Source organism: Burkholderia lata, from assembly GCF_000012945.1.
Lineage (GTDB): Bacteria > Pseudomonadota > Gammaproteobacteria > Burkholderiales > Burkholderiaceae > Burkholderia > Burkholderia lata.
The window spans coordinates 1,557,920-1,584,682 of sequence record NC_007511.1 but is presented as its reverse complement, the minus strand read 5'-3'; the positions used below and the strand labels follow the sequence as shown (position 1 = coordinate 1,584,682).

The 26,763-nt window shown below is 67.7% G+C and carries 25 protein-coding genes; 11 read left to right on the top strand and 14 right to left on the bottom strand.

Features of this window, described 5'->3' with window-relative positions; genetic code table 11:
• Positions 1-292: 292 nt before the first annotated feature.
• The gene (locus tag BCEP18194_RS29740) at positions 293-3,034 is read left to right on the top strand and encodes a LuxR C-terminal-related transcriptional regulator (protein WP_011354997.1); all 2,742 of its coding nucleotides are present in this window, start codon (positions 293-295) and stop codon (positions 3,032-3,034) included.
• Positions 3,035-3,047: 13 nt separating this feature from the next.
• Here the strand turns inward: BCEP18194_RS29740 and phaZ are convergent, their stop codons facing one another.
• The 9 genes from phaZ to BCEP18194_RS29695 all read right to left on the bottom strand — a co-directional run bounded on the left by phaZ (position 3,048) and on the right by BCEP18194_RS29695 (position 12,132).
• A complete protein-coding gene (phaZ, locus tag BCEP18194_RS29735) occupies positions 3,048-3,953 on the bottom strand; it encodes a poly(3-hydroxyalkanoate) depolymerase (RefSeq protein WP_011354996.1) in 906 nt (301 codons plus the stop codon).
• Positions 3,940-4,377, bottom strand: coding sequence for a TIGR01841 family phasin (phaP, locus tag BCEP18194_RS29730; RefSeq protein WP_041493559.1), 438 nt, complete (start codon positions 4,375-4,377; stop codon positions 3,940-3,942). The genes phaZ and phaP overlap by 14 nt, the downstream gene beginning before the upstream one ends.
• A gap of 61 nt (positions 4,378-4,438) precedes the next feature.
• Complete coding sequence (locus BCEP18194_RS29725; protein ID WP_011354994.1) at positions 4,439-6,142, bottom strand: alpha/beta fold hydrolase; 1,704 nt, start codon at positions 6,140-6,142, stop codon at positions 4,439-4,441.
• Positions 6,143-6,189: 47 nt separating this feature from the next.
• Positions 6,190-6,654 carry a MaoC family dehydratase gene (locus BCEP18194_RS29720; protein WP_011354993.1) on the bottom strand — a complete coding sequence of 155 codons (465 nt, stop codon included), beginning with the start codon at positions 6,652-6,654 and terminating at the stop codon, positions 6,190-6,192.
• A 20-nt stretch (positions 6,655-6,674) separates the two neighbouring features.
• Positions 6,675-8,318, bottom strand: a complete 1,644-nt coding sequence (locus BCEP18194_RS29715) for a fatty acid--CoA ligase (RefSeq protein WP_011354992.1) — start codon at positions 8,316-8,318, stop codon at positions 6,675-6,677.
• 411 nt (positions 8,319-8,729) lie between these two features.
• Positions 8,730-9,128, bottom strand: coding sequence for a lysozyme inhibitor LprI family protein (locus BCEP18194_RS29710; protein WP_011354991.1), 399 nt, complete (start codon positions 9,126-9,128; stop codon positions 8,730-8,732).
• Between the two features lie 168 nt (positions 9,129-9,296).
• On the bottom strand, positions 9,297-9,515 hold the full coding sequence (locus BCEP18194_RS29705) for a YXWGXW repeat-containing protein (RefSeq protein ID WP_041493558.1): 219 nt from the start codon (positions 9,513-9,515) through the stop codon (positions 9,297-9,299).
• A 62-nt stretch (positions 9,516-9,577) separates the two neighbouring features.
• Positions 9,578-10,735 carry a DUF1501 domain-containing protein gene (locus BCEP18194_RS29700; protein ID WP_011354989.1) on the bottom strand — a complete coding sequence of 386 codons (1,158 nt, stop codon included), beginning with the start codon at positions 10,733-10,735 and terminating at the stop codon, positions 9,578-9,580.
• 2 nt (positions 10,736-10,737) lie between these two features.
• A complete protein-coding gene (locus BCEP18194_RS29695; protein WP_041493279.1) occupies positions 10,738-12,132 on the bottom strand; it encodes a DUF1800 domain-containing protein in 1,395 nt (464 codons plus the stop codon).
• A gap of 377 nt (positions 12,133-12,509) precedes the next feature.
• Here BCEP18194_RS29695 and BCEP18194_RS29690 point away from each other — a divergent pair, with 377 nt between their 5' ends.
• Both BCEP18194_RS29690 and BCEP18194_RS29685 read left to right on the top strand, forming a co-directional pair.
• Positions 12,510-12,875 carry a hypothetical protein gene (locus BCEP18194_RS29690; RefSeq protein ID WP_011354987.1) on the top strand — a complete coding sequence of 122 codons (366 nt, stop codon included), beginning with the start codon at positions 12,510-12,512 and terminating at the stop codon, positions 12,873-12,875.
• Between the two features lie 201 nt (positions 12,876-13,076).
• The gene (locus tag BCEP18194_RS29685; RefSeq protein ID WP_011354986.1) at positions 13,077-13,883 is read left to right on the top strand and encodes an alpha/beta hydrolase; all 807 of its coding nucleotides are present in this window, start codon (positions 13,077-13,079) and stop codon (positions 13,881-13,883) included.
• A 149-nt stretch (positions 13,884-14,032) separates the two neighbouring features.
• Here the strand turns inward: BCEP18194_RS29685 and BCEP18194_RS29680 are convergent, their stop codons facing one another.
• From BCEP18194_RS29680 to BCEP18194_RS29665, 4 genes are all read right to left on the bottom strand, one after another.
• The gene (locus BCEP18194_RS29680) at positions 14,033-14,536 is read right to left on the bottom strand and encodes a periplasmic heavy metal sensor (protein WP_011354985.1); all 504 of its coding nucleotides are present in this window, start codon (positions 14,534-14,536) and stop codon (positions 14,033-14,035) included.
• A complete protein-coding gene (locus tag BCEP18194_RS29675; RefSeq protein WP_011354984.1) occupies positions 14,533-14,949 on the bottom strand; it encodes a hypothetical protein in 417 nt (138 codons plus the stop codon). The genes BCEP18194_RS29680 and BCEP18194_RS29675 overlap by 4 nt, the downstream gene beginning before the upstream one ends.
• A complete protein-coding gene (locus tag BCEP18194_RS29670; RefSeq protein WP_081436671.1) occupies positions 14,946-15,710 on the bottom strand; it encodes an RNA polymerase sigma factor in 765 nt (254 codons plus the stop codon). Before BCEP18194_RS29670 ends, BCEP18194_RS29675 begins: the two co-directional genes overlap by 4 nt.
• Before the next feature lie 241 nt (positions 15,711-15,951).
• A complete protein-coding gene (locus tag BCEP18194_RS29665) occupies positions 15,952-16,251 on the bottom strand; it encodes a YXWGXW repeat-containing protein (RefSeq protein ID WP_011354982.1) in 300 nt (99 codons plus the stop codon).
• 323 nt (positions 16,252-16,574) lie between these two features.
• On the opposite strand from BCEP18194_RS29665, the gene BCEP18194_RS29660 reads away from it, so the two are divergent.
• From BCEP18194_RS29660 to yddG, 8 genes are all read left to right on the top strand, one after another.
• Complete coding sequence (locus tag BCEP18194_RS29660; protein WP_011354981.1) at positions 16,575-18,260, top strand: purple acid phosphatase family protein; 1,686 nt, start codon at positions 16,575-16,577, stop codon at positions 18,258-18,260.
• Positions 18,261-18,363: 103 nt separating this feature from the next.
• A complete protein-coding gene (locus BCEP18194_RS29655; RefSeq protein WP_244273106.1) occupies positions 18,364-18,645 on the top strand; it encodes a hypothetical protein in 282 nt (93 codons plus the stop codon).
• Positions 18,646-18,879: 234 nt separating this feature from the next.
• Positions 18,880-19,611 carry a GntR family transcriptional regulator gene (locus tag BCEP18194_RS29650; protein WP_011354979.1) on the top strand — a complete coding sequence of 244 codons (732 nt, stop codon included), beginning with the start codon at positions 18,880-18,882 and terminating at the stop codon, positions 19,609-19,611.
• Between the two features lie 85 nt (positions 19,612-19,696).
• Positions 19,697-21,016, top strand: a complete 1,320-nt coding sequence (locus BCEP18194_RS29645) for an NAD(P)/FAD-dependent oxidoreductase (protein WP_011354978.1) — start codon at positions 19,697-19,699, stop codon at positions 21,014-21,016.
• 133 nt (positions 21,017-21,149) lie between these two features.
• The gene (locus BCEP18194_RS29640) at positions 21,150-22,481 is read left to right on the top strand and encodes an MFS transporter (protein WP_011354977.1); all 1,332 of its coding nucleotides are present in this window, start codon (positions 21,150-21,152) and stop codon (positions 22,479-22,481) included.
• A gap of 81 nt (positions 22,482-22,562) precedes the next feature.
• The gene (locus BCEP18194_RS29635; protein ID WP_011354976.1) at positions 22,563-23,471 is read left to right on the top strand and encodes a dihydrodipicolinate synthase family protein; all 909 of its coding nucleotides are present in this window, start codon (positions 22,563-22,565) and stop codon (positions 23,469-23,471) included.
• Positions 23,471-24,973 carry an aldehyde dehydrogenase gene (locus BCEP18194_RS29630; RefSeq protein ID WP_011354975.1) on the top strand — a complete coding sequence of 501 codons (1,503 nt, stop codon included), beginning with the start codon at positions 23,471-23,473 and terminating at the stop codon, positions 24,971-24,973. Before BCEP18194_RS29635 ends, BCEP18194_RS29630 begins: the two co-directional genes overlap by 1 nt.
• A 137-nt stretch (positions 24,974-25,110) precedes the next feature.
• A complete protein-coding gene (yddG, locus tag BCEP18194_RS29625; RefSeq protein ID WP_157687302.1) occupies positions 25,111-26,055 on the top strand; it encodes an aromatic amino acid DMT transporter YddG in 945 nt (314 codons plus the stop codon).
• A gap of 72 nt (positions 26,056-26,127) precedes the next feature.
• Here yddG and BCEP18194_RS29620 read toward each other — a convergent pair whose 3' ends face one another.
• On the bottom strand, positions 26,128-26,760 hold the full coding sequence (locus BCEP18194_RS29620) for a LysE family translocator (protein ID WP_041493556.1): 633 nt from the start codon (positions 26,758-26,760) through the stop codon (positions 26,128-26,130).
• Positions 26,761-26,763 lie beyond the last annotated feature (3 nt).

The window sequence follows — 26,763 nt, the reverse complement described above, 5'->3', positions numbered from 1 at the left end:
AAACGGTCGCCGCGCATGCGATGCGCGGGGCGTCGTGCTTGTGCATGGCAGCACGTGCGAAGGCCGTTTCGTGTCCCCTCCCGCCCCATGATTGGGCGTATGATTTCGCGCATGGCGCGCCGGTGCCGTCGCGCCACGCAAGATGCACCGAGGTTGGCCGGCGGCACGCCGACCGCCTCGATACGAGATATGGTGCCGCCGCGCGGCCCTGCCGCGTATCCCACGTTCGGGGGAGTGCGAACACGTCGTTGGGGGAGCCGGCGAGCGGCAACCCGATCATCCGGAGCCGTCGATGCTCGTAGCCGATGTCACGCCCGCCAGGCGGCCGCCGTCGCTGGTCGCGACCAAGGTGCTGCCGCCACGACTGCCGGCCGGTCTCGTCGATCGGCCGCGGCTCGTCGAACTCGCCGAAACGGCGGAAAGCAAGCGGCTCACCGTGATCCAGGCGCCGGCCGGATTCGGCAAGACGTCGCTCGCCCGCCTGTGGCTCGATTGCCTGCGCACCCGCGGCGCGCTCGCCGGCTGGCTGTCGCTCGACGTCGGCGACGACGAACCGGCCCGCTTCTTCCATTACTTTGCGCAAGCGCTGCAGCAGGCCTGCGGCGACATCGGCATCGCGGCCGGCCTGTCCGCCGACGCGTCGCTGCTGCCGCCGGATGCGATCGTGTCGACGCTGATCAACGAACTGGTCGACGTCGACGACGAGCTCTATCTGTTCATCGACGACTACCACCTGATCGGCTCGCCGGCGATCCATGCCGGCGTCGCGTATTTCATCGACCACGCGCCGTCACAGGTCCATGTGGTGATCTGCACGCGCACCGAACCGCCGCTGCCGCTCGCGCGGCTCAGGGCGCACAACGAGCTGATGGAGATCGACGCGGCCGAGCTGCGCTTCAGCTTCGACGAGACCCAGTCGTTCGTGCGCCGCGAATGCCCGGGCACACTCGCCGATGCGACCGTCAAGTCGCTGTTCGTCAGCACCGAGGGCTGGGCGGCCGCGCTCCGCATTGCCGCGTCGGTGCTCAAGCGCGGCGGCGCACCGGGCCACGACGGCGCGGCACGCATCCCGTCGGGCGCGTCGCGGCCGTTCGCGGCCTACCTCGAAGGCATGCTCGAACGCCTGCCGGCCGACCTCGTCGATTTCATGCTGCGCACGTCGGTGCTCGACCGGCTGAGCGCGCCGCTGTGCGAAGCGGTGACCGGCGTCGCGACGAGCCGGCCAATGCTCGACACGATCGTCGCGCGGCAACTGCTGCTCCAGCCACTCGATCAGGATGGCGAATGGTTCCGCTATCACCCGCTGATGGCCGAGTACCTGCGGCAACGGCTGGCCACCCAATGCCCCGACGCGATACCCGACCTGCACCGCCGTGCGTCGCGCTGGTACGCATCGCAAGCGCTGTGGACCGATGCCGTCACGCACGCGCTCGCGGCCGGCGCGCGTGACGAGGCCGTCGCGCTGATGGCCCACTGCGCGATGACGCTCGTGATGCGCGGCGACCTGCTGACACTGCTCGGCTGGCAGCGCCAGTTCCCGGCCGACCTGATGCAAGGCCAGGTTCGCGTATCGCTCGCGATCGCCTGGGGCATGGCGCTCGCGATGCGTTTCGACGATGCGCTGGCGATGCTCGACGCGATCGAGCGCACGCCGGGCGCCGGCGTCGATCCGGCCGACATCCGCCACGAATGCCAGGCCGTCCGCTCGGTGATCGCTGCGCTGCAGGACGATCCGCGCCGCGCGTTCGCGCTGGCACAGCCATGCCTCGACCGTCCGTCCACCGATACGTGGACGACCAACGTCGTGTCGAACGTCGTGCGCTTCGGCCACTGGAAGGCCGGCAATCTCGAGGCGCTGTATGCGACGCCGTGGATTCCGCAGTCGGGCGACGACCGCCGCCTCGTGTTCGCGTCGGTCTATCGGCTGTCGCTGCTCGGCCATGCGGAAATGCAGCAGATGCATTTCGAACTCGCCGAACGCTATTTCTCGGAAGCGATGCAGCTCGGCACGCGCCATTGCGGCCCGCAGTCGATCTCGGTCGCGATCTGCGCGCCGATGCTCGGGCAGATCCGCTACGAGCAAGGCCGGCTCGACGAGGCCCGCGCGCTCGTGATCGACTTGATGCCCGTCATCGATGTAGCGGTGCTGCTGGACAGCCTGCTGACCGCGTACAAGCTGCTGATCCGCATCGCCATCGCCCGCGCCGAATTCCCGCACGCGTATGCGCTGCTCGATCGTGCACAGGCGCTCGCCCACGCACGCGGCTGGCCACGCCTGACCGCGGCCGTGCTCGTCGAGCGCACGCGGCTCCACATTGCGGAGGGTCGCCTCACCGAGGCAGCCGCGTGTGTCATGCAGTTCGATCGGCTCGCCGGTGGCGATCGCGGCGCGCAAGTCGACACGTCGCTCGAAATCGACACCTATCGCGCACTCGTCACGGCTTGCGTCGCGACGGCCCGCAACGACCTGCAGGGTGCCGTCGCCGCGCTGGACGACGGCCTGCGCTGCGCGTCGCTACGGCACAGTGACTATCTCGCGCTGCGCCTGAAGACCGTGCTCGCGCTGGTGCAGCTGCGCGGCGGCGAACGCGCGGCGGCGCTCGACACGTTCGCCGAGGTGCTCGAGGTGGCCGAACCGGCCGGCATCTACCGGTCGATCGTCGACCAGGGCCCCGAGATCGGCGAGTTGCTGCAGGCGATGCGCGACCAGGCACGTGCATCGTCGCAGACCCGGGACCGTCTCGCGTACATCGAGCGCCTGCTCGACGGCTGCCGCGCGCAGTACCAGCAAGACGCCCAGCCCGCGCGAGCGGCCCAGCGCGACATGCTGAGCGTGCGCGAACGCGACATCGTCGAGCTGATCGCGCACGGACAGTCGAACAAGGAAATCGCCCGCACGCTCGGCATTGCGCCCGAAACCGTGAAGTCGCACATCAAGAGCCTGTTCATGAAGCTCGAGGTAGACAAGCGCGCCCGAGCGGTTGCGGTCGCGCAATCGCTCGGGCTGCTCGGGACGCGCCGCCTCGACAGCTGAACCGCTCAGTGCGTCAGTCGATTGCCTTGCGAAGAAAGCGCTTCACCATCGGCGCCACTTCGTCCGCTCGCGCGACCAGGAACAGATGACCGTCGTCGATCACGTGAAGCTCCGCGCGCCGGATCCGCGCGGCGAGAATCCGCGCGTTCACGAGCGGCACGATCGGATCGTCGTTGCCGTGCAGCACGAGCGTCGGCTGGCGCAGCGCGTGCAGCCACGGCAGGCTCGTCCACCCGGTCGCCGCAAGCAACTGGTACAGGTAGCCTCGCCCGCGCGGTGGCTGGATATGCCGCCCGTGCTCCGCCAGCATCGCGGGATCGCGCCGGTACGCGCCGCCGTAGAGATCCGCGCCGATCCGGCTCAGGTAGCCGGGGTCGGTGTAGCGACGCGGCCCCGCCAGCTTCGCGAGCACTGACGGCCGGCCCGGCACCATCACGACGCCAGGCGACGTCGCCGCGAGCACGAGCCGCCGGCACCGCACCGGATAGAGCCGCGCGAACTGCTGCGCGAGCGCCCCGCCCCACGACACGCCGAGCACATCGACCGGACCGTCGTGGCCGAGACGCGCGAGCAGCCGGTCGGCCAGCACGCTGAGCGTCGAGAAGCGGTACGGCACCAGCGGTGCCGGCGAGCCGCCCACGCCCGGCACGTCGAACGCGATCACGCGCACGTCGTCCAGCGCGGCGACAAACGGCTCGAGCAGCTCCAGGTTCGCGCCGATGCCGTTGAAGACCAGGAGCGGCGGCGATGCGTCGCTACCCGGTTTCACGCCCACGCGCAGCACCTGGCCGTTCACGTCGATCGTACGGATCACGAAGCCGCCGCCGGTCGTCCGGCCGTCGGCCGCGCCGGGCGCGACCGTCGGCGCGGCGGGCGCGCGGCCCGGCAAGTCGCTGCCCGCGGCGTCAGCGCTGTGCATCGCCGCCCTGCGGTTTCAGCAACGCCTTCAGCTCCTCGATATGCTCGCCGGCACGCTTGGTGATGGCCGCCATGCTTTCCGTCTGCGCACGGTAGGCCGTATCCGCCAGGTCCTGCATGTCGGCGAGCGCCTTGTGCAGCGCCTTCTGCACCAGCTCGCCGGTGTTCGCGCCGGGCGTCACGCCGGACGTGGCGACCTGCTCGACCATCGATTGCAGGCTGGCCAGCGTCGAACGCATGATTTCGGCCTGCTTCTGTCCGAGCGTCTGTGCGCCTGCGAGCGCCGCGGTATTCGCGGCGGCCAGCGCTTCGATATCCTTACGGCGTGCTTCCATCACCGCGCCGACATCGATGCCGGGCAGCTTGAACTGGGTGAGCATCTTCGTGTATTCCGCGAACAGGTTGGCAGGATTGGTGGGTTCCATCATCGGATCTCCGTAGTACAAGGGTTTGAAAAAATCGGCCGACGAGCGGCCTGCGGTTGCGTCATGCTTCGACGACATAGGTACCCGGCGCCTGGACGCCAGCCGGATAGGCTTCGCTGCCGAGCGTGGCCGGTGCATCGCGCCGCTCGCCGGAGCGCGTGGCCAGCCAGTCGCGCCAGTCGCTCCACCACGAATCCTTCTCCGTGCGCGCGTCGGCCAGCCAGGTGTCGGCGCTGGCCGGCAGCGCGGGATTGCTGAAATACTTCGCCTTCGGATTGCCCGGCGGATTGATGAGGCTCTGGATGTGCCCGCTCGAGCTGAGCACGAACCGCGTGTCGCCGCCGAAGGTCCGCGCGGTGTTGTAGACGCCCTTCCACGGCGTGATGTGATCGGTGATGCCCGCCACCACATACTTGTCGCACGTCACCTCCGACAGGTCGATCGGCGTGCCGAGCACCGTGAGCGCGCGCGGTGTGGCGAACAGGTTGCCGGCGAAGATGTCGAGCAGCTCGCCATGCAGCTTCGCGGGCAGGCGTGTCGTATCGTTGTTCCAGTATAGGATGTCGAACGCCGGCGGCGTCTTGCCGAGCAGATAGTTGTTGACCCAGTAGTTCCACACCAGATCGTTCGGCCGCATCCACGCGAACACGCGCCCCATCTCCTCGCCGGCCAGCACGCCGCGCGCAATGCTGTTCTGCTTGGCCGCCGCGATCGCCTCCGGCGTCGCGAACAGGCCGAGTTGCGAATCGGTCGTGTTGTCGAGCACGGCCACCATCAGCGTCGTCGCATTCACCGTCTTCTCGCCACGGCATGCAAGGTGGCCGAGCAGCGCCGAGATCGTCATCGCGCCGGAGCACGCACCGTGCAGGTTCACGTCGTCGCTGCCGGTGATGTCGCGCACCGCGTCGATCGCTTCGAGCAGCGCACGCACGTAGTTGTCGAGGCCCCAGTCGCTGTGCTCGGCGGTCGGATTGCGCCAGCTCACCGCGAACACCTGGAATTCGCTCTTCACGAGGTAGTCGACGATGCTCTTGCCTTCCGACAGGTCGAACACGTAGAACTTGTTGATCTGCGGCGGCACGATGAGCTGCGGGCGGCCGTACACCTGCTCGGTGGCCGGTGCGTACTGGATCAGCTCCAGCACTTCGTTGCGGAACACCACCGCGCCCGGCGACGTGCCGAGATTGCGGCCGACTTCGAACGCCGTCTTGTCGACCTGCGCGGGCATGCCTTGATTGCCGAGCATGTCGGCGACGAGATTCTTCGCACCGCCGAGCAGGCTCGCGCCGCCCGATTCGACGATCTTCTTCAGCGCGGCCGGATTGCCGAGCAGCGTATTGGTGGGCGACATCGCGTCGGCGAACAGCGACATTACGAACTGCGCACGCTCCTTGCTCTTCGGGTCGAGCGCGGAGCGGTCGACGAAGCCCGTGAGCGATTCGCGCCACGCGAAGTAGCCCTGCATCGTCATTCGGTACAGCGCGTTGTCGTGCCATGCCGGATCGGCGAAGCGGCGATCGCCTTGCGGCGGTTCGATATCCGCGGTGCCGAGCAGCACGCGCGTCATCTCGCGGGCGAGCGCAGTCTCTTGCCGCGCGACGAGCGCCGGCTGGCGCATCGCCTGCGTGACGAGCTGCTGCACGGTGGCCAGCACGTCGCGGGGCCGCAGCCCGACGAACGGGTTCGGGCCCAGCATGCCGTCGGCCGCGACGGACGCGATTTCGTCGGCCGGGGTGGAATGGGTCGGTTGTTCGGTAGTGGTCATGGCTTGGTTCCTTGATTCGGGTAGTCGGTCGGCTGGTGCGCGTAGCGTTACGCGACCAGCAAGACGAGGGATTCGGCGATCAGCGCGGGCGTGTCTTCGCCTTCGATCTGCAGTTCGTTCATCACCTTGATCAGCACGCGAGCGCCGTCCTTCCTGGCGACCGACACGAGCGTGATGCGATTGCGCACACGCGCGCCCGCTTTCACCGGCGCCATGAAGCGCACCTTGTCGAGCCCGTAGTTGAGGCCGGCGGACGCGTCCTCCGGAATCACGCCAAGTTCGATCGCGAACCTGGCCAGCAGCGACAGCGCGAGGTAGCCGTGCGCGATCGTGCCGCCGAACGGGCTTTCGCGCCGCGCACGCTCGACGTCGACGTGAATCCACTGGCGATCCCCGGTGCATTCGGCGAACGCGTCGATACGTGCCTGATCGACGAGAAGCCAGTCCGACACGCCGAGCTCGCGGCCCACGAAGTCGTCGATACTGGCGAGGCGGTATTCGTTGATGCTCATGCTCTGCTCCTTGAATTCATTCAGGCGAACTGCGCGCGCAGCGCCTTCTTGTCGATCTTGCCGACGCTCGTCTTGTCGAGCGCGTCGACGAACCGGACGACCTGCGGCACCGCATACTTCGAGATCCGCCCGGTCGCGCTGAAGCGCGTCACGTGCGAGCGGATACCCTCCTCGCTGAGCGTGAAGCCGGGCTTGCACACGACGACCGCGACCGGCCGCTCGCCCCACTTGTCGTCACGCACGCCGATCACCGCGACTTCCGCGACGCCCGGGTACATCGAGATCAGGTTCTCGATCTCGAGCGACGAGATCCATTCGCCGCCCGACTTGATCACGTCCTTGATGCGATCGGTGATCTGCAGTGCGCCGGACGGATCGACATGGCCGACGTCCTGCGTATGAAGATAGCCGCCCGCCCAGAGGATTTCGGATGCCTCAGGATTTTTCACGTAGCTTTGCGTGAGCCACGGCGCACGCGCGACGATCTCGCCGTACGCGTGGCCGTCGCGCGGCAGCTCGCTCATGTCGTCGTCGACCACCCGCAGGTCGACGAGCGGCACCGGTCGGCCCGCCCGGCAGCGCATCCGCACCTGTTCGTCGGCATCGAGCTGCTCCGCACCCGGCGGCAGTTGCGCAAGGCTCAGCACGGGGCACGTCTCCGACATTCCGTAGCCCGCGAAGATGTCGATCCCGTGCGCGAGCGCGGTGCGCGCCAGCCCTTGCGGCAACGCGCCGCCGCCGATCACGATCTTCCAGCGGCCGAGATCGGCTGTCGCAGCCGTGTCGCAGCCGAGCAGCATGTGCAGGATCGTCGCGACGCAGTGCGAGAACGTCACGCCCTCGTCCTGCACCAGCTTCACGATGCGCTCGGGCACGTAGCGGCCCGGGTACACCTGCTTCACGCCGAGCACGGTCGCGACGTAAGGCATCCCCCAGGCGTGCACGTGGAACATCGGCGTAAGCGGCATGTAGACGTCGCCGCGATGAAAACGCTGGCCCGATTCCGGGCTCGACAGCGCGGCCATGATCGCGAGCGTGTGCAGCACGAGCTGGCGGTGCGTGAAATGCACGCCCTTCGGCAGGCCGGTCGTGCCGGTCGTATAGAACGTGGTCGCCCGCGTGTTCTCGTCGAAATCGGGAAACGCGTAGTCGACCGCGCTCGCTGCGAGCAGCGCCTCGTATTCACCGATGAACGGGATCGCGTGCGAGCACGGTGCGCTGTCCGGCTCGTCGAGCAGAATGAACGTGCGCACATGCGGCAACCGCTCGCGAATCGCATCGACGACCGGCAGGAAATCCGCGTGCACGAGCAGGACGTCGGCGTGCGCATGGTCGATCGTGTACGCGATCTCGTCCTGCGACAGCCGCACGTTCACCGTCTGCAGCACTGCGCCCATCATCGGCACCGCGAAGTAGCACTCGAGATAGCGATGGCTGTCCCAGTCCATCACCGCGACCGTGTCGCCGTGCCGCACGCCGGCCGTGGCCAGCGCGTTCGCGAGCCGGCCGATCCGTTCACGCAGCGTCGCATAGCTGATCCGCAGATCGCCCCGATAGACGATTTCCTGGCTGGCGGCCTGCTTCGTCGGTGTGTGCAGCAGTTGCTTGATCAGCAACGGGTAGGCGTAAGCCGACGATGCCGGTGCCCATGTGTCGTCCTGCATTGACCTCTCCTAGAGTTCGTAAAGGAATGGCGGGCTGTCACAAGGGGTTGAGCGCTTGGCGCGTGAGTGGCATCCCGGTGACGCAATGTTCCGGCCTGACGGGATCGCGAACCATCCCCTGAACGGGGGTCCCCCTGCCGGTGGCGGCAGCGGCTACGCGCGGCGTTGCGCCGTGCATTCGTCAGGAGAATGAAGGATCAGGCCCGGAACGTGCCGGGCTGGAGGGAACGGATGGGGAATGGGGACGGGTCAGGCGGCACCGGGGTACGGCGCGTCGAGAGACAGGCGTAAGCGGCACGGCAACCGGCGCCGCGTGCATCACGAGACCGCTGCGGGACAGGCGCGGGACTGGCGCGGGACAGGTGCGCGGCGTGGCTGTCGTGCGTGCGCGGCTGCCTGCACCACCGGCGTTCAGCGAACGAGTTCGAGCCCGCCCAGGCCGCCATTGCTACGGCACTTCGTGCGATCGCTTTCGGCCGGCACGTCGATCTGCCCGCACAGCACGTCGATGCGCTTGCGGTAACTGTCGATCAGGCACTGCGTCGTCGTGCAGCGGTTGCGCGTCTTCAGCCACGCCTTCTGGCTGGCGATGAACGAGTGATATTCGGGCGGATCCTCGACCGGGTAGTTGGCGAAGTCATCGACAACGCGCTGGTAATCCGCGTTGAGCGCATCGTCGAGACGCGACAACGCCGGATTGGTGCAGATTTCGCGCTCCACGAACGTGGATGCTTTCGCGCAGTTGAACGACGCGGCGTGCGCGCCGGTCATGCCGGCCGCGACGACCAGCGCAACGAGCCATGCTTTCATGTGGGTGCCATAACGAAGAAAACGACGGCCGCGGATCGGTTCGCCGTGACGGGCGAACGGGCATGCCCGTCTCCGCGCCCCGCGAGCTTAGGTCAACGCGCGTCGCATTTCAATCCGCTGCCGCGCATCCCGGCACCCGCGCCGCACGCCACGTCACGCCTCGCGTGATCAGTACACGCCCACCCAGTGCCCGGGCACCCACGCCCAGTGATTGCCGGCCCACCGGTAATGCCCCTTCGCCCAGCGATAGCCCGGTGCGGGCATTGGAGGCGGTACCTCGACGACGGGCGCCGGCTGCGGCGGCCGCACGGGTTCGACCACGCAGGCGGACATCAGCGCCGCACTGGCCGTCACCAGCATCGCAAGCGAAACGGATCGGATCTTCATCATCTTGCATTCTCCCTTTTGTGTAGTGGATGGATTCATCACCGAAGCGGCAACGCCGCGGGTCACGCGGTGCCGCGAATCAACCCGCTCATCGGCCGCGTCGCACCGCTTTCCGCGAACAGCGCTGACGCGGTACGGCGTGGATCGAGCCGCAGGCTTTCGGCGGCGGCGCCCGAGATCAGCGCGTCGAGCGACGCGGTCGGCTTCAGGTCGCGCCCTTCGTACAGGTCGCCCGGCCGCAGCCCCGGCCAGTCGGCAATCACGCGGCCGCCGGCAACCGCGCCGCCCGCGAGCATCGCGACCGACGCCTGCCCGTGATCGGTGCCGCCCGTGCCGTTCGCGGCGGCCGTGCGGCCGAACTCGGTCGCGACCAGCACCGTGGTCTGCTGCCATGCCGGCCCGAGCCCGTCGCGCAGCGCGGCGAGCATCGTGTCGAGCGCCTTCAGCTGATTCGCGAGCCGTGCGTTCTGCGCACTGTGTGTATCCCAGCCGCCCGTCTCGATCATCGCGATGCGCGGGCCGTCGTCGCGCGCGAGAAACGTCGCGGCGAGCTTGCCGACACCCGCCGGGTCCTGCCGCGCGTGCGCATCGCCGGCGAGGCCGCGCGCGTCCATCGCCGATTGCCACAGCGGGCCGAGCTGCGCATCGGCCTCATAGAGCGCCGACACGCGCGCGAGCAGGTCGTCCGGCGCGGCCGGCAAACCGGACGGCGCGTACGACGCGGCCTGCACGGTGCCGCGCAACGCGAGCGGCACGGTCGGCGCGAACGCGATCGCGTTTTCGCGCGTGGCCGGCAGCAGCGCGGCGAGCCGGTTCAGCCACCCGTCCTTCACCTGGTACGGCGCGCGGCCGCCCGTCTCGAGCACGTTCTGGCCGTCGAAATGCGAGCGGTCGCGATACGGCGACGCGATCGCATGAACGAACAGCGCCTGCCCGTCGCGGTACAACTGCGCGGTCTGCACGAGCGACGGATGCAGCGCGAATGTGCCGTCGAGCCGCGTCGCGGCCGACGTGTCGATCGCCAGCGGGCCGCGCAGCGATGCATATGCGGGCTCGGCAAACGGGACGACGATGTTCAGGCCGTCGGCCGCGCCGCGCTGGATCACGAACACGAAGCGCCGATCGGTCTCGACGTTCGCGAACACGATCCGCGGCGCGACGAGGATCGCGCCTGCACCGGCGGCGGCCACGCTCAGGAATTGTCGGCGGGACAGTGTCATGGTCATCTCCGTTGGAAATCGGGCGATACGAGCAGCAGCGCGAGCGACGTGGTTGCGCTTTCGGCGCGCGACAGCGCGGTCGCGGTCGGCGCGCTCAGCGAACCGGCGAGCAGCGTGTTGCCGAGCGTGCGCGGGTCGAGCCGGTCGCCCGTGCGCGCGGCCAGCCGCTGCGCGAGCTCGACACGGCGCACGAGCGCGTCGGGCGCGGCCCAGCTCGCGGCAACGTCGTCGTAGCCTGCCGGCGAGCCGGGCCGCCACACCGGCTGGCCGAGCTGCGTGAGCAGCGGCGCGACCTTCAGGTCGCCGGAGTCGCGCCAGCCGAGCCCGCGCAGCGACGACACGGCCCACTCCCACGGCGTCTTGAACTTGCGGTTGACCGGCGCCCACGCATCGGGCGCGTCGACGAGCGCGCGATAGACGGTCGGCAAATCGCCGCCGCTTGCATCGAACGCGCGGGCGAGCCGGTCAGTCAGCGCAGGCGGCGGATTGTCGGCGACGAAATGGCGGGCAAGCTGGAACGCGATATGCCGGCCGGTCGCCTCCGAATGTGCGAGGTCGTGCAGGATCGCGCGCGCCTGCGCTTCGCCGGCCTGGTCATAGCTGCGCCCCATCACGGTCCGCACGCCGGGTTCGTGCAGTTTCGGGCGGAACACAAACGCGCCGGGCGCCGCATCGCCGGGCTGCGGGCCGCGCCCGCCGGCGATGCTCCAGCCGGTCAGCGCACGCGCGAATTCCGTCACGTCGGCCTGCGTGTAACCCGTGCGCACGCCGAGCGTGTGCAGTTCCATGATTTCGCGCGCGAGATTCTCGTTGAGCCCGCGCTTGGCCGTCGGATTGCGCGCTTCGGCACGCAGCGCGGCCGGGCTGTCGGGGCCGACCGAGCGCGCCTGGTCGAGGAACAGCTGCATCGCGGGATGCTGTTCGACGGCGACCACCATGTCCTCGAAACGGCCGAGCACGTGCGGACGGATCGCGTCGCGTTCGAACGCGCCCGCGTAGGCCGCCACCGGTCCCTTATCGACCGACACCGCGAAATGGTTCGCCCAGAAATGCACGAGACGCTCGACGAACGGCGCGGGCGCATTCAGCGCGCTGTTCATCCGCGCAACGACGGCGCTGCGATACGTGTCGTTGCCGTCGCGCCGGATCGACTGCTCGGTCGCGCGCTTCGTTGCCGGATCGTTGGCCGTCATCGCATTGCGCGCGTTCGCGAAGCGCGTCGCGAGCGCCACCGCGTCCGGCTCGCCGGCCCACGCGGCCGGCCGCGCGTCGTAACGGTCGAATTGCGCGACCAGCGCCGCCTTCGGGTCGGCAAGCGGCGCTTCGTCGGCGCGCGCGCCGAGACCGAAGCGGTTCAGCGCGATGGCGGCCGGTGTGATGTCGTTCGGGTGGTCCATGGAAGGGCTCTCGCGATGCGTACCCGTGTTTAACGTCGGTCGGCGGGAAATCCGTCGCCGGGAACACGAATATTTCTGGTGCGTCGCGCAGCTTCGAATGCACGCGTGTTGCCGTTCGCATTCCCGTCGCGGATTCGGCTGACGAATGCAGCGAATCGGTGAGCGATCAGCCGCTGTATCGGGGTGCCGTGTCCCTGCGAAGGACGGGCACATTTCGACATTCGGCTAACGGGCTTTCACTGGCCTGACCGGCATGAATCCCGTCGGCAGACTCGCCGGCCGCAGCCGCCGGGACGCTTGCCGTTCCCCGAAAGCCACCTAGACTCAATGGAATGTCTCGCCCCAAAGCAAGAATTCGGTACAACCGGAGACTGACCATGACCAAGCTGCTCGCCATCCTCCTGCTGACTCCCGCCCTCGCTTTTGCCGATCAAGCGACCTTTCCCGAAGGTTCCACCACGCCTGCCGCGTCGGACATCCAGCAACGTCTGGCGGGCAAGGCCTTCGACATCAAACTGGCGGACGGTACCCAGTGGCATGTCCAGTACGGCAATAGTGGCGACTACGATTTCAAGTCGAGCCAGGGATTTGCCGATCACGGCGACTGGAAGGCCGAGGACGGCAAGATCTGCAGCAAGGGCCGCAAGATCCCGTATTCGTGCAACGACGTTCGCGTGAAGGGTGACGACCTCTATCTCAAGCGCGACAACGGCGAAATCATTCAGTTCGTCGAATCGCATTGAGCGTTGGACGTCGGGAAGGTGACGACCGTTCGAGCCAACACGGCTCGACACGCATCGCATCACACTGCGTCGACAAGACGCCACAACATTGACCAGGAGAAGCTGCCGCATTCCCGCCTGCCACGGCGGAATGCGCCGGCCACCGCTACGATGCCCACTCTTCCCGTCAGCTTGCGTGCCCGGTTTCGTTGGGTCGGTTCGATGCGTCCGCCGTCGCGCTGGACCCGCGCGTGGCTGCTTGCCGTCGCGCTGACGCTGCACGGCTATCCGGCGCATGCGCAGAGCCAGCCCAAGGTCGTCGACATTCCGACCCGTCCCGGCGTGACGCAACGGTTTCTCTTCATCGCGCCGGACGCACCGAAGGCCGCGGCCATTCTGTATGCCGGCGGACATGGCGGGCTGCAACTGGAACCGTCCGGACGATTTGGATGGGGCGCAGGCAACTTTCTCGTCCGCACCAGGCAGCTGTTCGTGAACGACGGCATCGCCGTCGCGGTCATCGATGCACCGAGCGACCGGCAATCCGCGCCCTACCTCAACGGCTTTCGACTCTCGCAGGAACACGCCGACGATGCGCGTGCCGTGATCGCCTGGTTGCGGGAGCAACTGCACGTACCGGTGTGGCTGGTCGGAACGAGCCGCGGCACCCAGTCCGCCGCGTCCATTGCGATTGCACTGGCCGGCGGCGGCGGGCCCGACGGTATCGTGCTGACGTCCACCATCCTCCGCGAAGATCGAGGCGGTACCGCGGTCACCGACATGAACCTGGCCAGCCTCAGGATTCCGGTGCTCGTCGTTCACCACGAGAAAGACGGTTGCAAGTATTGTCCGGTGTCCGAAACGGATACGCTGTTGAAGAAGCTGGACCAGTCTTCGAAGGCCGAACTGATGATCGTGTCGGGCGGCACGTCCCGGGGCGATCCGTGCGAAGCGTTTGCCTATCACGGCTTCAATGGCCTGGAGAGCGGCGTGGTCGACGCGATCTCCGCGTGGATGCTGGCACGTTGAACGTGCCAGCATCATTGCGCAGTTACGGTTGCCTTTCGCGATCCTTCGCTGAAGCCTGCCTGCAAGCAAACCTTGCGGATCAGCCTACCGCACCGGGTTGCGTGTCACTGAAAGCGCATGCCGCCGCACGTAGCCCGCGCGGCGTTGGCTTACTTGCTCGCCGCGTCGCCCTGCTTCTTCTGAAACTTCGGCGGCAACCGCCAGTTACCGCTACGCCGCAATCCGTCGACGAACTTCGCGCGCTCGTCCGGCGTCAGCGTCGCCGCGAAATCGACGACGCTGCGCTCGACCTGCGTACGCAGCGCGGTATCGGCCGCACGCGTGCGGTCCAGCGCGGCGTCGATCGCCGTGCGATCGAGTTGCGGCGCGGCGAGCAGATCCAGCACGGTGATCCGGTCGTCGCGCCCTTCCCGTGCGAAATCGCGGCCGTCCTTGCGCGCCGCCTTCAGTGCCGCGGCGAATTCCTGCTGGCGCGTGTCCGGCAATTCGTCCGCGGCGAAACGCAGTGCGGTGCGCGACGCCGGTGCGCCCGCGGCCCGCAGGTCGCGATGCGTCGAAAACCACTGATATGCGCCGCCGCCGATCGCGCCGAGCATGAACACATTCAGCACGACCGAACCGACGAGGACGAATTTCCAGCCACGCTCACTCATTCATCACTCCAGTCCACGCTCGGCCCACCGAACGTCGTTGTCAGATAGCCCGGCTCATGCGCAGGCGGCACGCTGCCGAGCATCAGCATCGACACGGCCACCGCGCCCGCGAGCGCGCCGGCCAGGCCCACGCCCGCGAATGCCGCGCCCGACCACCACACGGCGCCGCGCCGACGCACACGCCGCGGTGCGGGCGCCGTCGCGACGATGCGCTCGACGAGCGCCGGCGCGGGCGGTGCGACCGTATCGTTGGCGAGCCACGCATCGAGTTCGGCGGCATCGTCCAGCGCGGCCAATGCGTCGCCCGGATGCGCGCGCGCCCACGCCTCGGCGGCCGCGCGCTCGCCGTCCGGCCAGCGCCGCGCATCCGAGCCGTACGCGGCGACGATGGTACGAAATCGTTCGGGTGTCATCGGATGTCCTCGCTAGGTGAATCGCCGGCCAGTTGCGCGCGCAAGTTTCGCCGCGCACGCGCGAGCAGGCTTTCCAGCGCGTCGACGGTAATGCCCATCAGGTTGGCCGCCTCCACGTTCGACATTTCCTGATAGTACTGGAGCACGAGCGCTTCGCGCTGCCGCGCGGGCAACGCCGCGAGCGCCTGCCGCACGCGCGCGTCGCGCGAGCGGATCTCCGCACGGGCGGCCGGCTCCGGTTGCGGATCGGGTACGTCGGGCAACACGTCGACCGGTTCCTCGCGGCGGCCGCGCAAGCGGTCGTAGCACAGATTCAGCACGACGCGATGCAGCCACGTGTCGAACCGTGCCTCGCCTTCGCGCCAGCCCGGCGCCTGTTTCCAGATCCGCAAGAACGTCTCCTGTGCGACGTCCTCGGCTTCCGTGCGATCGCCGAGCATGCGTGTCGCGAGTGCGAGCAGCCGCGGCAGCTTGCGCGCGACGAGCATGCGCACGGCCGACGCGTCGCGCGCGCCAACCCGTGCGACCAGGGCCGCGTCCGGATCGCCGTCGCTCAACGCCGTGCGCTCCAGCGCATCGCGCGTCTGTGCCGCGGCGCGATCGTTGATGCGCCCGCCGGCGGACTGAAGCTCATCGTCGTGCTCTCCTTGCATGCGCCGCGCCATTACCCGGCCCCGCCACACTGGCGGTTCAGGATCGCCGCGCGCATCGCACACGGCCTCGGCAAGGTCCGTTTCATCGGCATCCGTTTCAGGCTGCATGGCGATCGTGTCGATCGGGTGCCGGCCGCCCGGTCGCGTGAGCGGCGGCCGGCGTGCTCAATATACGACGACCGGCGCGGGCCGGTAATAGGCCGGACGCGCCGGCACCACGACACAGCCGGCCAGCACGATGGCTGCGGCCGCGAGTATCACCACGGTTCGAAAAGGCATGGCTGCGCCTCATGACGTTGCAGGAAAGCGCCACCGCGCCGGCACCGCGTGCCGTGCGACGGCACGCGCATCAGGCCCAGTGACCCGGAACCCAGCGCCAGGCCGGGCCGCGTGCGGCCCAGTGGCCCGGCACCCAGTGATAGCCGACGCGAACCACTTGCCAGTGGCCCGGAATCCACACGTAGCGGCCCTGCCGCCAGTGCCAGTGGCCCTGGTCCCACACGTAGCCCGCGCGCGGCGCCGGCATCACTTCGACGCGAGGCGCCGGCGGCGCGTACGGCGCGACGATGACGGCCTGCGCGAACGCAGCGGACGCAGCGAGCGCGGCCACGCATGCCACGGCAAACCGCAATGAGGTGGAAAGCTTCATGAAAGACTCCGAGGTAGCGGGTATCGACCGGAAGCGGCCGTTCATGCGTTAAACGGCGCGGGCGAACGGAATCCGTCGCGAGGTCTGCAAATAAATTTCGACGGAATCGCACGCGTGTGGCGCGGACCGGATGCCGCGCCCCACGAGTTCGGGTATGGGCCAACGCTTGCGCGGGGTTGCACTGCTGTCACAACCCGGCAAAACTGCCCTTCGACAATGTTCGGCACCGGGATCCCGCTCGTTTCCGGCTCACGCCCCGGCCACGCCTTGCACCCGGCCAGGCGGTTCCACATCTCGCGTCTCCACCAACGAAAACACCGACCATGTCGAACCAGGACAACTCCCCGATCCAGCCGAACGAGCCGGCCGCGTCCGTCTCGCGTCGCGGCTTCCTGAAACTCGCCGGCGTATCCGGCCTCGCCACCGCCGCCGGTGGCCTCGCGGCAGCCAGGGCCGCCGCGTCGAACCCGGACGGCACGCCCGAACAGGTCCACCTGACGTGGGGCAACGACCCGACGTCGGAAGTCGTGATCTCGTGGGCCTCGCTCGCGTCGGCCGTCAATCCGCGCGCGCGCATCGTCGCCGACGGCGAGCCGGCGCGCACCGTGCACGGCGTCCAGCGCCTGTACACCGACGGCCTGAATGGCGAGACGGTATTCGCGTACCACGCACGCGTGCACGGGCTGAAACCGAATACGCGCTACCGCTACGAGATCACAGCCGACAACGACAGCAACGCCGCGCAGCCGTTCTCCGCGAATTTCTCGACCGCGCCACGCGGCCGCGCGCCGTTCCGCTTCACGAGCTACGGCGATCTCGCGACGCCGAACGGCGCGTGGGTGCTGTCGTCGCCGCAAAGCCGCTTCGCGGTGCAGGCCGTCGAGCAGTTCCAGCCGCTGTTCCACCTGCTGAACGGCGATCTCTGCTATGCGAACCTGAACCCCGCGCACCAGCCCGAGGTGTGGCGCGATTTCGGCAACAACAACCAGACGTCGGCCGCGAATCGTCCGTGGATGCCGTGCCCCGGCAATCACGAGATCGAGTTCAACAACGGCCCGCAGGGGCTCGACTCATATCTCGCCCGCTATACGCTGCCGGAGAACGGCACGCGCTTCCAGGGCCGCTGGTACAGCTTCCGCGTGAGCTCGGTGCTGTTCGTGTCGCTCGATGCGGACGATGTGGTGTACCAGGACGCCGCCGCGTTCGTCGGCGGCCCTGCGCCGCTCGTGCCGGCCGCGAGCACGGGCCGCCCGCCGATCGAGCCCGGCACGTCGTTCTACGTGCGCGGCTACAGCAACGGCGAGCAGACGCGCTGGCTCGAACACACGCTGCGTCATGCCGCGCATGACGACGACATCGACTGGATCGTCGTGCAGATGCACCAGGACGCACTCAGTTCGTCGAAGACGGGCAACGGTTCCGACAAAGGCATTCGCGAAGCCTGGCTGCCGCTGTTCGACCGTTACGGCGTCGACCTCGTGCTGTGCGGCCACGATCACGACTACGAGCGCAGCTACCCGGTGCGCGGCTGCAATCACCGCGCGGGCGTCGACGCGACGACCGGCGAAGTCGTCGAGACGCTGCAGCCGCGTCCGGTCGGCTCGAACGACCCGGACCGCACGAAGTTCGACACGAGCCACGGCACGATCCACCTGATCCTCGGCGGCGGCGGCACCAGCGCGCCGCTCGACGTGTACGGCGAGAACCCGGCGACCGGCTTTGCGCGGGCGAAGGTGTTCACGAAGCCGAACCGGCCGGTGCCGGGCACGGCGCCGAACACGTTCGTGCGCGAGCCGGCCGATGCGCTCGAGGATGCGATCTGGTCCGCGCGCCGCGATACGGGCACCGGCTACGGGATCGCCGTGTTCGATCACGACCCGGGCAAGCCGGGCGGTCACACGACGATCACGATGCGCTACTACCACGCGCCGGGCGCCGACCAGCAACCGACCGCCGACTACGAGCTGTTCGAGACGATCGAGCTGAGCAAGAAGCGCAACGAACGGTGATCGGGCGGGCGCCCGTTGCGACGGGCGCTCGTTGCAGTGCCGTTGCGGGGCGTTGCGGCTTGACACGCGTTAGACTGCCCGCCTCGCCCACCGGCCCATGCAGATGAGTTTCGAATACCGCATCCACACGATCCCGTCGGCCGACGCATTCGATGCCATCGCGAATGCGTTGCGGCAAGCGCATGACGGTGTCGACATCGATCCCGACCGACGACAGCTCGAAGTCCGTGGCGACGCCGACGGCTGGCCGCTGGTCAACCTGTGGACCGACGACGACGGCTTCTTCCTGGCCACGACACTCGGGCGGTCGCGAGACGCGATGCTCGACTCGATCGGCCGCGCGTTGTCCGCAATCGGCGCGACGTGGCACATCGACGACGCATGACCGGCTGCCCCTTTCGCCGATTCGTCTGAACCGGCCGCACACGCGGCGCTGGCACCCCGCCAATACCCGCCATTCGGCCCTCCCGGCTTCGTCCCTTTAAGCTACGCATGTCCGGGCACGCCAACCCGCGCCCGCGCCAGCCTCGCCCGCGCGACGAGTTAAGGTGTAAACCCTTATTTTTGCTTGGTCTATTCTCAACCTAAACTGTGTCTACAGTTTGTAGACAATGAAATCATGTCCAGACAGAAGCTTCAGACCGCCTCACCGGATGCCGAATCCGGCGGCTCGGCGGATCGCAAGAACGTAATGGCGGAGACACTGCGGCGACGCATCGTGAGCATGGAGCTCGCGCCCGGCGCCGTGGTCGACGAGCTCGCGCTCAGCGAGGAATTCGGACTCTCCCGCCCGCCGGTGCGCGAACTGATGCGCCAGATGGCGGCGGAAGGCTATCTCGAGCTCGAGCCGAACCGGCCGGCCCGCGTGTCGCCGATGGGTTATCAGTCGCTGCGCAGCTTTTTCCTGGCCGCGCCGCTGATCTACGTCGCGACGACCCAGCTGGCGGCAAGCCACGCGACGGCGGAAGAAGTGGAACGGCTGAAGGCGATCCAGGCACAGTTTCGCGCCGCGATCGAGGAGAACGACCTGCAGGCGCGCGTGCTGCAGAACGACGCGTTCCACTTCGAGATCGGCCGGATCGCGCGCAACGCGTACCTGATGCCGAGCCTGCGCCGCGTGCTGATCGATCACGCCCGCCTCGGCAAGATTTTCTATCGCTCGCCGGCGACGAGCGACATGCAGCACGACCTGGAAACCGCAGTCACGCAGCACGACGAGATCATCGAAGCGATTGCGCAGCGCGACGCGCAGCGTGCCGGCGAGCTGGTCCGCAGCCACATGGAGCTGTCGCGCCGCCGCATGGCCGAGTACGTGATCCCGGAAGGCCTGGACGTACCCATCCAGTTTTAACGGCCGCACCAGACGGCGCACGCTTTCACGTGCGCCGCCTTCCCACGCGATCGATCAGGACTCTTTACCGATATTGGATTTAGGAATGCATAAGGTCACTTCGCTTCCAGCCGACGACAAGATGTGCGGCTGGTACCACACCAGCCGGCAGCGTCAGCCCAGGCCGTCGCACGGCGGGGAATCCAGCGCGCGCTGGGCCGTCGTGGGCGCGGGCTTCACCGGCCTGGCCGCCGCCCGGCAGCTCGCGCTGAATTTCCCGGATGACGAGATCATCCTGGTCGACGCGCAGGAAGTCGGCTTCGGCACCTCCGGGCGCAACGCCGGTTTCGCGATCGACCTGCCGCACGATATCGGCGCCGACGACTACATCGGCGACATCCCCACTGCCAGGACGACGCTGAAGCTGAACGTGCTCGGCCAGACGATCCTGCGCCGGCTCGTTGCCGAACACGGCATCGATTGCGCGATGAGCGCGTCCGGGAAATACCAGGCGGCCGTGGAAGCGCGCGGCATCGCCGTGCTCGACGCGTACCGCCGCGGTCTCGACAAGCTCGGCCAGCCGTACGAGATGATCGAGGGCAAGGATCTGCCCGCGCACATCGGCACGTCGTTCTACCGGAAGGCGCTGTTCACACCGGGCACCGTGCTGATCCAGCCGTCGGCGCTCGTGAAAGGGTTGGCCGACTGCCTGCCGCCGAACGTGACGCTGTACGAGCACACGCCGATCACCGACGTCGAGTACGGCGACAAGATCGTGCTCGCCCACCGCAACGGCCGGATCACGGTCGACAAGCTGGTGCTCGCGAACAACGCGTTCGGCATGCGCTTCGGCTTCCTGCAGCACACGATGCTGCCGGTCTTCCTGTATGCGAGCCTGACGCGGCCGCTGACCGGCGCCGAACAGGCGCAACTGGGCGGCAAGCCGTTCTGGGGCGTGATCCCGGCCGACCCGTTCGGCAGCACGCTGCGCCGCACGCACGACAACCGCATCCTGGTGCGCAACAGCTTCAGCTTCAACCCCGACGGCCGTCCGCGCGAGAAGTACCTGCCGCGTTTCGCCGAGCGGCACCGGTTGTCGTTCGAACGCCGCTTCCCGATGCTGCCGGACGTCGAATTCGAGTACACGTGGAGCGGTTCGCTGGCGCTGTCGCAGAACCACAAGGGATTCTTCGGGCAGCTTGCGCCGAACGTCTACGGCGCGCTGTGCTGCAACGGCCTCGGCATCACGCGCGGCACCGTGACGGGCACGCTGCTCGCCGACTGGCTGGCCGGCAAGCGCAGCGACCTGGTCGATTTCCTGCTGGCAACGTCGGGGCCGAACCGTACCCCGCCCGAGCCGTTCCTGTCGCTCGGCGTCAACTCGACCCTGTGGTGGGGGCAACGCAAGGCAGGACTCGAAAGCTGACCGGGGCGCCACGCGCGTAACCCGTCAGGAAGCACCGGACAACCGATACCGATTCATGCATCACGCTTAGTAGACCATATCAATAGATCGCGCGACGGCATGCCGTGCGCCATTTCATGGAAGGAGACAGGCAATGTCAACGAATCACATGTCCATCGAGGATGTTCCGCTCAATGGATTCCACCAGTTGCTCACGATCCGTTCGGGCGGCGGCTGGCTCATGGACGGCTACGTGCTGAGCATCATCGGCGTCGCGATGGTGCAGTTCTCCGACGCGCTTGGCCTGACCGGCTTCTGGCAAGGCATGGTCGCCGCGTCCGCGCTGATCGGCATCTTCTTCGGCGGCTTCATCGGCGGCTGGCTCAGCGACCGCCTCGGGCGGAAGAAACCCTACTTCTTCGGCCCCGTGATCTTCTTCGCCTGCTCGCTCGCGCAGCTGTGGGTCCACTCGGGCGAAGCGCTGTTCGTGCTGCGTTTCCTGATCGGCATCGGCGTGGGCATCGAATACCCGGTCGCCGGTTCGCTGCTCGTCGAGTTCATGCCGCGCAAGTATCGCGGGCCGCGCCTCGCGATGCTGACGATCATCTGGTTCTTCGGCGCGGCGCTCGCGTACATCGTCGGCAACATCATCCTCGGCAGCGGCGGCCCCGATGCGTGGCGCTGGGTGCTGGCCAGCCCGGCCGTGATCGGTCTCGCGCTGTTCGTCGTGCGCATCGGCACGCCCGAATCGCCGCGCTGGCTGCTCAGCAAGGGGCGCGTTGCCGAAGCCGACGACGTGATCCGGACAGTCTACGGCCCGTCGTTCTCGGTGAAGAACCTGCCGGAAGAGCAAACCGAAAAGAAGATCTCGCTGTGGGCACTGCTGCACTCGGGCTACGGCAAGCGGATGCTGTTCGTATCGGTGTTCTGGAGCTGCTCCGTGATTCCCGTGTTCGCCGTCTACTCGTTCGCGCCGCGCGTGCTCGAGGCGCTGCACCTGACCGGCAAGTGGGAATCGTTCGGCTCCGTGGCGATCACGTTGCTGTTCGTGGTCGGCTGCATCATCGCGACGTGGATCATCAACGAACTCGGCCGCCGCGCGATGGTGATCCACAGCTTCCTCTGGTCGGGCCTCGCGCTGCTGGGCCTCGGCGCCTGTTCGGGCGGCTCGGCCGTGCTGATCCTCGTGCTGTTCGGTGCGTATGCGGTGCTGATCGGCGGCGCGCAGGTCCTGCAGCTCGTCTACCCGAATGAAATCTTCCCGACCGACATTCGCGCATTCGCGGTCGGCATGGGCGCATCGCTGTCACGCATCGGCGCGGCCGTCGGCACCTGGCTCGTGCCGATCGCGCTGCAGACCGTCGGCATCGGCAACACCATGTACGCAGCGGCCGCCGTCTCGTTCGTCGGGCTGATCGCATCGCTCGCGCTGGCGCCCGAGACACGCTCGCTCAGCCTGCAAGAGGCCGCGTCGCTCAACCACTGATCCCATCACCGGCGCGCCGCTGCACGCGCAGCGACGCACCGTTCGTCAACCCGACCGTTTCCCTTTCCGCGGAAGAACATCATGAATTTCGAAGGCATCTACACCCCGGCCATCACGCCCCTGAACGCCGCCGGCCAGATCGACAAGACCGCATTCGCCGACGTGATCGAATCGCTGATCGCGGCCGGCGTACACGGCATCATCATCGGCGGCTCGACCGGCGAATACTATGCGCACACCGCGCAGGAGCGCTTCGATCTCGGCGCATGGGCGCGTGAAGTGATCGGCTCGCGCGTGCCGCTCGTGATCGGCACCGGCGCGGTGCGCACCGAGGATTCCGTCGAATACGCGAAGGCGGCCAAGGCCGTGCGCGCCGACGCGATCCTGGTCGGCTCGCCGCCCTACGCGCTGCCCACGCAGCAGGAAAACGCGGCGCACGCGCTGGAGATCGATCGCGCGGCCGACCTGCCGATCATGCTGTACAACTACCCGGGCCGGATGAGCGTGTCGATGGACCGCGAATTCTTCCGCACCGTCTGCGACGCGTCGAAGAACATCGTCGCGATCAAGGAAAGCTCGGGCCAGACGGGCCAGTTGCACATGCTGGTACGCGAGTTCCCGAACATCAGCGTGTCGTGCGGCTGGGACGACCAGGCGCTGGAGTTCTTCGCATGGGGCGCGCGCAGCTGGGTATGCGCGGGCTCGAATTTCCTGCCGGCCGAGCACATTGCGCTGTACCAGGCGTGCGCGATCGAGAAGGACTTCGACAAGGGCCGCCGGATCATGTCCGCGATGATGCCGCTGATGGATTTCCTCGAAGGCGGCAAGTTCGTCCAGTCGATCAAGTACGGCTGCGAACTCGCGGGCCTGCGCGCGGGCGGCGTACGTGCCCCGCTGCGCGCGCTCGACGAACCGGAAAAGCAGACGCTGGCCACGATCGTGGCAGGCATCAAGCGTGAAGTCGCCGCCGTCACCGGAGGCCAGGCCTGATGACCGACCTGCTCAGCGCGCCTGAATATGCGGCGCTGGCCGCGGCGCTTCGGTTCCCGTCCGGGCCGTTCATCGACGGCGCATTCCGCACGGCCAGTTCCGGCGATACCTTCGCGACCGTCAATCCGGCCACCGATGCCGTCCTCGCGCAGATCGGCGCATGCAATGCAGCCGACGTCGACATCGCGGTCGCCAATGCGCGGCAAGCGTTCGAGGACGGTCGCTGGCGCAAGCTGGCGCCGTCGCACCGCAAGGCCGTCCTGCTGAAGTTTGCCGACCTGCTCGAACAGCACGCGCACGAACTGGCGACGATGGAAAGCCTCGACAGCGGCAAGCCGATCCGCGAGTGCCAGACCATCGACGTGCCGGAGACGATTCATACGATCCGGTGGCACGCCGAGCTGATCGACAAGATCTACGACAACACGGCGCCCGTCGGCGGCAACGCGCTGGCACTGGTCGTGCGCGAGCCGATCGGCGTCGTCGGCCTCGTGCTGCCGTGGAATTTCCCGCTGCTGATGCTCGCGTGGAAGATCGGCCCGTCGCTCGCGGCAGGCTGCTCGATCGTCGTGAAGCCGGCGAAGGAAACCACGCTCACGGCCTTGCGCGTCGCGGAGCTCGCGCACGAAGCCGGCGTGCCGGCCGGCGTCTTCAACGTGCTGCCGGGCGGCGGCAGGGAAGTCGGCGAGCCGCTCGGCCGTCACGCGGACGTCGACATGGTGAGCTTCACCGGGTCGACCGATACCGGGCGGAAGTTCCTCAAATACGCGGCCGAATCCAACCTGAAGCGCATCGTGCTAGAGTGCGGCGGCAAGAATCCGGCGGTCGTGCTGCCCGACGCCCCCGATCTCGACGCGGTCGCGCAGCACATCGTCAACGGCGCGTTCTGGAACATGGGCGAGAACTGCTCGGCTTCGTCGCGGCTGATCGTCCATGCCGACATCAAGGACGACCTGCTGCAGCGTATCGGCACGCAGATGCGCGAATGGAAGATGGGCAACCCGCTCGACCCGGCTCACCGGATCGGCGCGATGGTCAGCAAGGCCCACTTCGAAAAAGTGCGTTCGTACCTCGAGCAGGCCGGTGCGGAGCACTTGCACGTCGCGTTCGGCGGCCAGACCGACGGCGGCATCTTCGTCGAGCCGACCGTGGTGGACGGCGTGAGCCCGCACAGCCGGCTGTTCCGCGAGGAGATCTTCGGCCCGGTCCTGTCGGTCACGACGTTCACCGACATCGCCGAGGCGATCGCGCTGGCCAACGACTCGGTCTACGGGCTCGCCGCTTCGGTCTACACCGGCAGCCTGAACCTGGCGATCCGGCTGTCGCGCGAGATCCGCGCGGGTGTCGTGACCGTCAACTGCTTCGGCGAAGGCGACGTGACGACGCCGTTCGGCGGTTACAAGGAGTCCGGGTTCGGCGGCCGTGACAAGTCGGTCTGGGCGCACGACCAGTACACCGAGATCAAGACCATCTGGATCGACGTACCCGTGGATCCCGCGTAAGCGGGTTGCATGGCATTGCCGGTTGCCGCCGCCCTGCGAGACGGCAGCAACCGGATCATTCCGCCTGCCCTCGCGGCACGGGCAGGCGGAACCGAATCACCCGAAATCGAATTTGAATGTTGAAACAGGCAGGAAGCATGAAGCGCAAGAATAAGGCAACGCTCGCCGGGCTTGGCGCGGTGTTGTTGTGGGCCTCCGTCGTCGCCCTCGTTCGTGGAGTGAGCGAAAGTCTCGGCGCGACCGGCGGCGCCGCGCTGATCTATACGGTGGCATCCGCGCTTCTGCTGTTGACGATCGGCTTCCCCGATCTCAGCAAATTCCCGAAAAACTATCTGCTCTGGGGCGGGCTGCTGTTCGTCGCATACGAGCTGTGCCTGTCGCTGTCGATCGGCTATGCAAGCAACGGCCAGCAGGCGATCGAAGTCGCGATGGTCAACTATCTGTGGCCGAGCTTCACGCTGGTCGCGGCAATCGTGTTCAACAAGCAGCGCGCCAACCTGCTGGTCGTGCCCGGCGTCCTGCTGTCGATGCTCGGAATCTGCCGGGTGCTCGGCGGCGACCAGGGCCTCGACCCGGCCGGCATGCTGCACAACGTCGCGGACAATCCGCTGAGCTACGGCCTCGCGTTCGTCGGCGCGCTGATCTGGGCCGGCTACTGCACGGTAACGGCGCGCCTCGCCGACGGCAAGAACGGCGTCACGCCGTTCTTCATGCTGGTGGCGCTCGCGCTCTGGATCAAGTTCGCGATCGAAGGCGGCGGCGGCATGACGTTCAGCCTGCACGCGGTCATCTACGTCGTGCTGGCGGCATCCGCGTTGGGGTTCGGCTATGCGGCCTGGAACACCGGCATCATGCACGGCAACGTGACGGTCATCGTCGGTGCGTCGTATTTCACCCCGGTGCTCGCCGCCATGCTCGCCGCGATGCTGCTGCATGCACCGCTGTCGCTCGAATTCTGGCAAGGCGCCTTGATGGTCTGCGGCGGGTCGATCCTGTGCTGGCTCGCGACGCGCAGCCGGCGCCGTGAAAAAGCCGCGCCCGTTCGCGTCGGCAACGAAGCGCAGGGCAACTGCCAGGGCTGACGATGCCGGGGGCTTTCGTGGCGACGCCGCTCGACAGCATCCGGTGATCCTGCAAACCGCCAACCACGCGCGCTAGCTGCGCGACTCCAGTGCGATACGCACGGCCAGCCCGGCCAGCACCGTGCCCATCAACCAGCGCTGAGCCGACGCCCAGACCGGCCGCCCTGCCAGAAAGCCCGCGATGCCGCCGGCCATGCAGGCAATCAGCGCATTCACGCTGACACTCACCGCAATCTGCACGCAACCGAGCGCCAGTGATTGCGCAAGCACGCTGCCATGCCCCGGCGAAATGAACTGCGGCAGAAGCGACAGATACATCACTGCGATCTTCGGATTCGCGAGGTTCGTGACGAAGCCCATCGTGAAGAGCCGGGCGCGGCTGTCGTGCGGCAACTGCCGGACCTGGAACGCCGAGCGACCGCCCGGCTTCAGCGCCTGCCATGCCAGGTACGCCAGATAAAGCGCACCGGCGAAACGCAGCGCGTCGTACGCATACGGCACGGCCATCACCAGCGCGGTGATGCCGAGCGCCGCGCAGACCATGTAGAAAACGAACCCCGACGCGACGCCGCCGAGCGACACCAGCCCGGCACGGCGGCCCTGGCAGATCGAGCGTGACACCAGGTAGATCATGTTCGGCCCGGGTGTCAGCACCATGCCGAGCGACACGAGTCCGAAAGCAAGCAAGGTAGGCACGGCCGGCACGGC